The organism is Streptomyces sp. NPDC031670 (assembly GCF_055580545.1).
Genome location: NZ_JBVILC010000040.1, coordinates 1 through 9,634, shown reverse-complemented (window position 1 = coordinate 9,634; position 9,634 = coordinate 1). Strand labels below are relative to the sequence as shown.

Annotated in this window: 5 protein-coding genes; 2 read left to right on the top strand and 3 right to left on the bottom strand. The window is 64.8% G+C overall.

Annotation, left to right across the window (positions count from 1 at the left end):
* The 3 genes from ACZ5ID_RS36140 to ACZ5ID_RS36130 all read right to left on the bottom strand — a co-directional run.
* On the bottom strand, positions 1 to 1,276 hold a 1,276-nt coding region (locus tag ACZ5ID_RS36140; RefSeq protein ID WP_468906794.1), incomplete at its 3' end, for an SGNH/GDSL hydrolase family protein.
* A 695-nt stretch (positions 1,277 to 1,971) separates the two neighbouring features.
* Positions 1,972 to 3,456 (bottom strand): FG-GAP-like repeat-containing protein, encoded by a 1,485-nt coding sequence (locus ACZ5ID_RS36135; RefSeq protein WP_468906791.1) that lies wholly within the window; start codon positions 3,454 to 3,456, stop codon positions 1,972 to 1,974.
* Positions 3,457 to 3,634: 178 nt separating this feature from the next.
* Positions 3,635 to 4,030, bottom strand: a complete 396-nt coding sequence (locus ACZ5ID_RS36130) for a hypothetical protein (protein ID WP_468906788.1) — start codon at positions 4,028 to 4,030, stop codon at positions 3,635 to 3,637.
* Positions 4,031 to 4,442: 412 nt separating this feature from the next.
* Here ACZ5ID_RS36130 and ACZ5ID_RS36125 point away from each other — a divergent pair, with 412 nt between their 5' ends.
* Positions 4,443 to 8,414: a polymorphic toxin-type HINT domain-containing protein gene (locus tag ACZ5ID_RS36125; protein ID WP_468906786.1), complete on the top strand. Its 3,972-nt coding sequence runs from the start codon at positions 4,443 to 4,445 to the stop codon at positions 8,412 to 8,414.
* A gap of 78 nt (positions 8,415 to 8,492) precedes the next feature.
* Positions 8,493 to 9,251: a barstar family protein gene (locus tag ACZ5ID_RS36120; protein WP_468906784.1), complete on the top strand. Its 759-nt coding sequence runs from the start codon at positions 8,493 to 8,495 to the stop codon at positions 9,249 to 9,251.
* The last annotated feature ends 383 nt before the right edge of the window (positions 9,252 to 9,634 follow it).

The following is a 9,634-nucleotide window of genomic DNA, read 5'->3' as shown; positions in this document are numbered from 1 at the left end:
CGATCTTGCCGTCGGCATTGAAGTCGCCGGTAGTGGTCTGAGTGAAGTTCCAGCCATCGGTCAGGCGGCGTACACGTCCGAAGGTTCCGTCGCCGCGCCTCGGGGCGTCGATGTCCTGGTTGCCGGGCCAGAGGTAGAGGGTGCCGCGGCTGTCGCGGGCGAGGAGGTCCGCGGTGCCGTCGCGGTCGAAGTCGGCCGCTCTCGTCTGGGTGAAGCGGGGGGCGGGGCGGGTGGCCGGGGCAGGCGCCAGGGTGTTGGCCATGGCCTGGTTGCCGTTGTCGTTCAGGTGGAGGCGGTCGTCGCCGCGGGTGTAGTAGCCGGCGAACAGGCGGGTGTGGTCCAAGGGATCACGGGTGGCCTGGTCGAAATCGGCATAGCTGTCGATTTCCCGGGTCGTGCGGATGTAGTCGTTGAACTCCTGACGGATCTGCTCCTTGGCCGCGGTGTAGTCGGGATCACCCCTGAAGGGGGGGATGGTGGCGACGGTCACCGTCAGGCCTGCGGCGTGTGCGCGCTGGGCGAGGTCCTGAATGGCCTGGATGAGAGCCTGGCTGGTGGCGTTGTTGTAGAGGATGTCGTTGACGCCGGCGTAGATGACGACCTTTCGGACGCCGGGCTGGGCCAGGGCGTCGCGGTCGAACCGGTTGAGTACCGAGGGGCCGTAGGAGGCACGGGATGCCGTGCTGTCGGTGAGGAGCCGGTTGCCGGAGATCCCGGCGTTGACGATGCCGCTGGGGTGCGCGGATCTCTGCAGGGCCCGGCTGTAATCGTTGGTCCAGCGCTGATTGGTGTCGGGCGTGGTGTGGCCGCCGTCGGTCTGCGAGTCACCGATCGCCACGACCGTGCCACCACCGGCGCTGGCGGTGACGTCCAGTCCACTGAGGTAGGCCCAATTGCCAAAGCGCGCGGGGAAGCTCGCACCGCTGCTGGCCGCGGCACGGTCAGCGGTGTCCCCCGGCGCCGACGCGTAGGACGTCGTCAGGGTGTACTCGTGGTACGGAGCCGTCGCGACCGGCTTGGGCAGGTAAAGAGTGACCAGGAGGTTCTCGTCGGCCTTGACCGGGAACGCCGCGGGATCGCTGTCGATGCCGACGCCCGGCGGGATCTCGATCTGGCGGGAACCGTTGAACGTCAGCGAGACAGGAGTGCCCAGGGCCGAGGCCCCCTTGTCCTGGCGGGCAATCGTGGCATGCCCTATTGTCACGGGTTCTGTGTTGAAGGTGTTGGCCAGGTGGATGCGGGCGGTCCTGCCGGCGATGCTGGTGTGCACCACCATGCGGATGGTCTGTCCTCCGGTGACCTTCGACTCGGCGGCGGGGCCCGCGGTGGCAAGGGCCGTACCCCAAGTCCGTGTCCACGCACCACTTGAGGACTGACCGGCAGCCGCAGACGACCTGACGGGTGAGTGAAGTCCGCCAGTTGTGGGCGGCTTCGTGGGAGAAGGCTGGCCGGCAGCCGCAGACGACCGTGCGGGCGAGGGCTGCCCGGCGGTCGCCGACGGTCCCGTGGGTGAGGGCTGTGCGTCGGGGGTGTTCGACTGCGTGGGGGAGGGCACGGCGTCGGGTGCGGACGGCCCCGCAGGTGACGGCTGTGCGGCTGCCTGGCTGGGCACGCCGAAGGCGAACAGGGCGGTGGACATACCAGCGGTGTGCATGCCCACCATCGCCGCGCGCACGCGTGTGCTGCGCCGGTCCCGGGGTTTGCGATGGGTGCCCATGAACAGTTCTCCTTTTGCGGGTTGAGACAGGTAACAAGTACTCGCCTCTCCAAGGCAGGAATGGGATGGATGGCCTGCGGCTCGGTGCGGGAGCCGCTACGACGCGAAGGTGCGCCTGCTCGGTGAGGCTGCGACGATGCCAAGGGCACTCGCCGTAGAACGACTGCAGCGCCATAGCCGTGAGGGGTGTCCGTAAGGCACATGGACACCCCTCCTCCGCATCGGTCAGGGCATCTGATCCGTCGGTACGGGTGCTACTGCCCGGGCGCGGTGGCGCTCCCGAAGGTGCCGTTGCCGTTACCGGACCACAGGCGCAGCTCCCCGGCAGCGGTGCGAGCGACCAGGTCCGCCTTGCCGTCACCCGTGAAGTCACCGGCCACCGTCTGCGTGAAGTTCCATCCGCCGGTCAGCGCCCGCGCGCTGCCGAAGGTGCCGTTGCCGTTGCCGGGCCACAGGCGCAGCTCGCCGGTGGAGGTGCGGGCGACCAGATCGGCCTTGCCGTCACCGGTGAAGTCGCCAGCATTGGTCTGGGTGAACTCCCAGCCACTGGTCAGCTTGCGCGGAGCACCGAAGGCACCGCTGCCGTTGCCGGGCCACAGGCGCAGCTCGCCGGTGGAGGTGCGGGCGACCAGATCGGCCTTGCCGTCGCCGGTGAAGTCACCGGCGGTGGTCTGGGTGAACTCCCACCCGCTGGTCAGCTTCTGCGGCGAGCTGTATGTACCGCTGCTGCTGCCGGTCCACAGGAACAGGTCGCCGGCGGAGTTGGTGGCCACCAGGTCCGCCAGGCGGTCGCCGGTGAAGTCGTCGGCGGTGGTCTGGCCGAAGCCCCACCCGCCGGTCAGCTGCCTGACGGAGGCGAACAAGCCGTTGCGGGCGCCGCTGCGTACACTCAGCGTCTTGTCCGCGGCCACGGTGAACAGGTCGGTGACAGCGTCACCGTTGTCGTCACCGGCGACCGTAACGGCCGGGGCCGCGGCCGTGTCGCGGAACACCACGGTGCTCACCCACGCCGCAAGGTCGTCGAGGCGGGCGTCGAGTGCGCTGGTGCGCTTCTCGCTCTCGTCGGTTCCCAGGCAGCCGCCCTGCCAGGAGCGGATGTTGAGAGCGACGAGCTCCGCACCGGCGCCGGTTCCGCGCAAGGCGGGCGCGCCGGCGTCACCCTGGCAGATCACCGCGTTGTCGGAGCCGTTCAGCCCCACGGAGGCAGGGTCGGTGTAGGCGACGGTGAAGACGGAGGTGTGGAGCTTGTTGGGCACCCATTCGGTCTTGGTCCGCCCGAACCCGGCGACCTGCAACTGCTCACCTTCCGCCGCCGCCCTGGCGGCGACCTTGACCGGCTTGGCCGCGCTCTCCGGGACGCGCTGGGCGAGCTTGACCATCACCACATCACGGTCGGGGCGCGGGACCAGTTCGACGGCCTCCTGCACACTGCCGGTCGCCTGGGTCAGGTCGGTACGGCCCACGGTGACGGTGGTCTTGACCTCGGGCTTGCCGGCCAGGACCGGCTTACCGCCGTCGCTGAAACAGGCCGCGGCGGTGATGACCCACTGGGCATCGACCAGGGCGCCCGAACAGGCGGCGCGGTCGCCGATGTTCAGCTTCGCGGTGAAGGCATAGTCGTTCCCCCTGGTGTCGTCACCGGCGAGGGCGGTGGCGGGGGCAGCGGTCAGCAGTCCTGCTCCCACCGCGGTGGCGAGCAGACTGGTCGTCCACGCGGCGCGCGAACTGACTGTGAACATGGTGATCCTTGGAGCTTGCAGAGGAAGAAGGCGCCCGATCGGGCAGGGCGGCGTTCGACGGCCGGAGGGCCTCAGTAGCCGTAAGTCAAGACGCTGACGTGGTGGGCATGCTCCAGCGGTACAGAGACACGAGCCTCACGCAGTGCCTGGTGGCGGCGTCAGGGCCGAGGGCCGTCCGTCAGCCGGTCACGCGCAGCTCGACCAGGACGGAGCGCTTGCCGATGTCGCTGGTTTCACCGACGGGGGTGTATTCGTTCTGCTCGCCGGGCTGGGCGGCGGGGGCGTTGACGACTTCCTGCGTGCCGTCGGCCATGGCGGTGAGGGTGGCCTTCACCGGGTGGGCCTTGGTCCAGATGCCGTAGGCGTCGGGAAGTTCCAGCGTCACAAAGCCCTGCTTGCCGCTGACGGTGAAACAGAAGTAGTGACCGCCGATGTGCGACTCGACCTGGATGTCGTAGCCGCTGGCGCAGTTGGTCAACAGGATGTGACCGTCGCCCCGCTTCAGGGTGATCTTCTGGTTCTGGAGGATCTGCGCCGCGTTGGGGTAGGCGAAGCTCTCCGCGGTCGACGGCATGTCAGCGGCCTCCGCTGACACGGTCGCGCCGGGCGTGGCCTTGGGCGCTGCCTGTGCCGCAGCAAGCGCAGTGAAGCCGACTGATGCCGCAACCACCCCAACACCGGCTGATATGAGCGCCTTACGGGCACGGGACAACGTCACAGCATCCTCACAATCATGAAGCACAGGCACATGAGAAACCCATGAGATTCACGTAAGTAAAACATATGTAAGATGCACATTGAGCGCGCCCCCCACCCCATGACCAGGGGGAGTTGTGGTCTCCCGGGGGAGAGCCGCGCCTATCGAGACACGCCTTCGCAGCCGCATGCGCCTTCCCCCTTGCCCGATGAGTGCAGGGGGAACCTCGACGCACTTGCCGGGTGGGCAGCTACAACCGTTCGCGCTGGACGCGAAAGGAATAAAACGGGTGAAACGTCCACTGCTTCTTGTGAGGACTGCACACTCCCCAACAGGCAGACAGCGGCGGCAGGGTGGCCTGCGCGCCCTTTACGCCGCACTGCTCCCCTCAGTACTCGCCGCCGGGCTGCTGAGCACCACACCCGCCGCCGCAGGCTCCACCCCTGATCCTTCAGAGGACCGTGGGCTGACAGTCGAGTACTGGAGAACCGGCGGCCCGGGAGTGAAGGAGGCCGCCGAGCGCGCGCTTCTGGGAGGCCCAGAGGAGATCAAACAGTTCCTCGACACCAAAAACGACCTGCAGCGCACCGATGACCGAGTCGATGTCAGCCGGATCATCAACGCGGGCGGCACAGGGGTCCGCGAAGCAGCCAAGAAGGCCCTTGAGTCCAAGAACCCAGATGATGTGGCCGCCTTTCTTCGGGAAGGCTGGAAGGCCCCCTACGAGATCGATCAGCGCGCCGAGGTGTCGCGGATCATCAACTTCGGGGGGACCGGCGTCAAGGACGCGGGCAAGGCTGCCCTGGAGGGTAGCCAGGAGGACGTGACCAAGTTCCTGGCTGACGGTCAGTACGACGCCAGGAAGATCGACAACCGGGTCAAGGTCTCCAAGCTCATCAACTCCGGCGGCCCGGCGATGAAGGCTGCCGGGAAAGTCGCTCTGCAGGGCAGCCCGGAAGACATCGTCGAGTTCCTAGAGATCGGCCAGTTCACCGCTCGCAACCGCGATCAGGAACGTGCCTCGATCGCCCAGCTCAACGAGCAGGCAGTCCAGGCCGGGCAGCAGGCGGAGGAAGCAACGCAGGCGGCCGAGGAAGCCTCGGCCAAGGCGGTCGCCGCCTCGGACCTGGCCATGAAGGCAGCGAAGACTGCTGCGGACGAGACGAAGGACGCCAAGGCCGAGTCCGAGAAGGCCGCGGCCAAGGCCAAGCAGGCCGCGGCTGCTGCCAAGGCTGCGGCCGAGGCCGCGCAAACGGCGATCGGCGCGGCCAACGCGGCCAACCGTTCTGCCCGTGTTGCCGCCCTGGCAGCCGCACAGACCGCGAGCGCCGCAGCCGCAGCCGCCAGCGCCGCGGACGACGCCTACAACGCCTCGCTCGCCGCCCTCGGCAACAAGAACAAGGCCGAAGACGCCAAGAACTACGCTCAGAACGCCCGAAAGGCCGCCGGACTCGCCAAGACCTCGGCAGCCGCCGCCGAACAGGCCGGCAAGGCATCCGTCGCTGCCGGCGCGGCAGCGAAGGCGTCGGCCGATGCCGGGGCCAACGCCGATGCCGCCGCAGCCTCGGCTGACGACGCCAACGCCTCGGCCGAAGCGGCCGGTATCCATTCCGGCGAGGCCAAGGCCGCAGCCGCAGAGACCCGCCGCCACGCCCGGGAAGCCAACCGCGCCGCCGCCGCTGCCCAAGCCCTGGCCACGAAGTCCGCCGACGCGGCGTTCGAGGCTCGCGACCACGCGAACAAGGCTGCCGACCACGCTGAGAAGGCTGCGGATGCCGCAGAAGAGGCGGCCAAATATGCGGGCGACGCGACCAAGCTGTCCGCCGAGGCGGACAAGCAGGCGGCCAAGGCCAAGGAGGCAGCCGACGAGGCAAGCGCGGCCGTCACCTCCGCCAAGAAGCTCTTCGCGATCGCCCGGGAAACAGAGGCCGAAGAACTTACCGCCCGCAACCACGCAGCTGTCGAGCGCGCCAAGTCCAACCAAACCGCCAGCGAGGAGTTCACCAAACAGCTCGCCCAGGTCGCACTCGAAGACACCAACATCACCAACGATGCCGCCGCACTCGTCGCAGAGGCTGACAAGCCCGGAGCCGACACCAAGGACATTGCGGCCAAGGGCCGCGCAGTCGCGCTGCGCGCACTCAAGCACTACGGCTCCTGGCGCCAGGAAGCAGCCGCCCGGGCCCTGTCGGGTGAGGACGCCGACGTACTTGAGTACTTGCGTACAGGGATCAACAAGGCGGCGGCGGACGAGGTGCGCCAGCAGGTCGCGGACCTCGCCTCCGACAGCCCCTACGAAGCCGTACGCACCGGCGCGACCGAGGCATTGAAGGGTAACGACCAGCAGGTCCGCGACTTCTATGCAACCGGCCAGTACGAGGTGGCGGCCATCGACTACCGCGTACTGATCTCAAAGATCAACAACGCTGGCGGACCGAGTGTGAAGGAGGCCTCCAAGGCTGCCCTCGCCGACGGCAGCGCAAAGGCCATGTCCGCCTTCCTCAACAGCGGCCAGTACGAGGCCCGCAACATCGACGAGCGAGTCCTCGCGAGCAAGCTCGTCAACGACGGTGGCCCCGAGGTCAAGGGCGCGGCCCTGGCCGCGCTGCAGAGCTCGGCCGACCAGCTCCACACCTTCATCCAGGCCGGCCAGTACATGGCCGACCGCAAGGACCAGCTCACCAACAACCACGTCGCCCAGGTCCAGCGCCTGATCAACGAAGCCGACGGGATAGCCGCCACCGCCAAGAAGAACGCCTATCTCGCCGCCAAGGCGGCAGCCGACGCCGGCCACGCCAAGGACAAGGCTATCGAAGCCGCAGCCGAAGCCGATAAACAGGCCAAACTGGCGACCACCTACGCCAACGCGGCTAAGGACTCAGCCGACCAGGCACAAGTCAGCGCCAACCAGGCGGCCAAGTCCGCTACGAACGCCCGCAACGCCGCCGATGCCGCTGACCGCGACGCCGCAGCAGCCACCGAATCCGCAGCCCAAGCCCAATTCTCTGCCGCCTACGCTCGAGAATCATCGCAATTTGCCCATAATTCAGCTGAAGCTGCCCGGGATGCAGCAATCGCCGCTGGCAAGAGTTCCGCAGAAGCCAACACCTTGGCCTCGCAGGCATGGGCCGATGCTGCAGCGAAGCGCCAGGCCGAGGAAGCTGAAGCCCGACGCCAGGACGAAGAAGAGCGTAAGCAGCATGTACAGAGCGAGCGCAGAAAGCACAAGTGCATCCAGTTCATGAGCCGGGACAGCCTCGCTCCCTGCAGGTACGACGAAGACGCCGTCATTGTTGTGCCCGCTGTGGACATGGACCTGGCCAAGCTCCTCTTGAAGGGAGGCATGGAACTCTCAGGAGTGAGCGACCTTCTCGCGTGCGCGAAAGATCCCACACTTATCGGCTGTGCCCTCGCTGTTGGTGGCGTGCTGCCCATCGGTAAGCTGAAACTTCTCAAAAAGGCCACCGAAGGCGTCCAAGATATCGCTGAAGGGTCGAGAGCGGCCAAGGTGGGGGAAAAGTGCCTTGAGTGCTTCCTCGCAGGCACCAAGGTGCTGATGGGCGACCGCAGCACGAAGAGTATAGAATCGGTGAAAGTTGGGGACCCGGTCGTCGCAACGGAACCGGTCACGGGTCGGACCGAGGCGCGAGTAGTTACCGACCTGATTGTCACCGAGCACGACAAGCGGTTCAATGAAATATCCATTGCCAGTCATCTGGGGGTGGAGAAGATCACCGCGACCTATGAGCACCCTTTCTGGTCTCCGTCGCAAAGAACTTGGGTCAAAGCTGCTGAGCTTCATCGCGGGATGACCCTACGCACTGTGGATGGTAGTCCGGTAACCATCCTTAAGAATAATGCGTATAGCAAAAATGTGCGCACCTACAACCTGACCGTCGCTGATCTGCACACTTATTACGTCATGGCGGGAAGAACTCCAGTTCTCGTCCACAATGCGAAGAAGTGCCCGACGCGCCTCTCGTCACCTCTCCCGCAGGGGATGACGAAGGAGATCGTGAAGGCGTATGATGAGCTGAAGTTGGGCAAACTGGAATCACATGACACGTATAAGGGGAGAGAGCATCCTTGGTGGGCTGACGCCGAGGAGTACCGAGTCCCGAATGGCAGTGAGCTTGAACGGCTCTTGGTGAAGCGTTTCCCGAATGGGATAGTGGCGATTGGGTGGACTGCAAGCCACTACAAAAAGATCCAACGCTTTGAGTCCCCCCATTTCCCTGACTGGGGATGGAGTAAAAAGTAATACGCGGTAGAGTGGGCCGCCGGATAGAGTGTCGGCGGCCCACTTGGGCTGCTGTGAAGTAGGTAGGAGAAGTAAGGAATGTCGATATCCGTCGAGGAGAAAAGCCCTCTGTATCGGCTCGTGGATGCTGAGAGCCGGAGCGTTCTCCTCACGGCCCAGGACGTGACAGGTTTCTACACAGAATTTGAGTCTGTTACTCCCGGCAATATTTTTCTCACAGGGGTACGTAAAATCAATGATCACCGAGGAATAATTGAATGGGCAGATCTGGAAGTAGTGAACCAGCGTGGTAGTCGAATCGGCATCTACCACCTCAGTTCCGTGAGGCTCTCCAAGCTCCAGATTGCAGGTCTTGACGGGCAAAATTCAGACGCGTGTTCATTCTACGCATACGGATATCCCTACCCGTTTGCTGGGGAAATCTGGAAGAGGTGGGCATCATCGGAGCCTCGCGTCTGCGGTGAATGGGCATCTTTTCCCGTCGCGTATCACTCCAGCTGGTTGCATGTGGTCCAGACGGCGTGGTTTGCGAATCCTCGAGAACTTTCCGAGTCTGGCCGGGAAAAGATTGTGAAAATTGAAGGTAGTTCACTGCTGACTCTTGAGGGATTTTATTGCGCGCTGGGTGAGGCTGTTAATGGCCCAAGGGGGTACTTTGGGTCAAACCTGGACGGCGTTGCTGATCTCCTGTCCGCAAGCCTCAGGCATGGGCGAGGGTCTATGTTTCGTATTGAATGGAAAGATTTTATGGATTCACAATCTCGCTTGGGTCGTGAATTTACCAGCTCTGCATTGTCGGTCTTCGAGGAATTTCACATTCCGGTTATCTGTGCTTAATATATTTGATATGAGGGAACCGAGTTCGCCGTTGGGTTGAGGGTCGTGCCAACTCCTTGAAAATGAACGTGTCGACCATGTTCACGGAGCCGTTTGAACCTAGAAACATCACAGCTGCGCTGCTCGCCGTCGTCTTTACGTGTAAGTTCACAGCGATACAGTTCACAATGCGACCTTCGAGCCAGTCTCCGCCGCCTTACCTCGTTAAAGTTCTTCGGACGCAGCATCACCGCACTAAACGAGGGGGCGCGAGGTCAACCTGGCACTATTTTGTCGGTGTACACGCGTACGTCAAAACTGGGCGGCGTTGGGGCCGTGGCGGTCGAGGGCGTCAAAGAGTAACCGCGGGTTGGTGATGGTGCGGTCGGTCAGCGGCACGGGCG

What these genes read in the sequence shown, in the direction of transcription:
- ACZ5ID_RS36135 (WP_468906791.1), bottom strand. Translation starts at nt 3,456, where the DNA reads ATGTTCACAGTCAGTTCGCGCGCCGCGTGGACGACCAGTCTGCTCGCC.
- ACZ5ID_RS36130 (WP_468906788.1), bottom strand. Translation starts at nt 4,030, where the DNA reads ATGCCGTCGACCGCGGAGAGCTTCGCCTACCCCAACGCGGCGCAGATC.
- ACZ5ID_RS36120 (WP_468906784.1), top strand. Translation starts at nt 8,493, where the DNA reads ATGTCGATATCCGTCGAGGAGAAAAGCCCTCTGTATCGGCTCGTGGAT.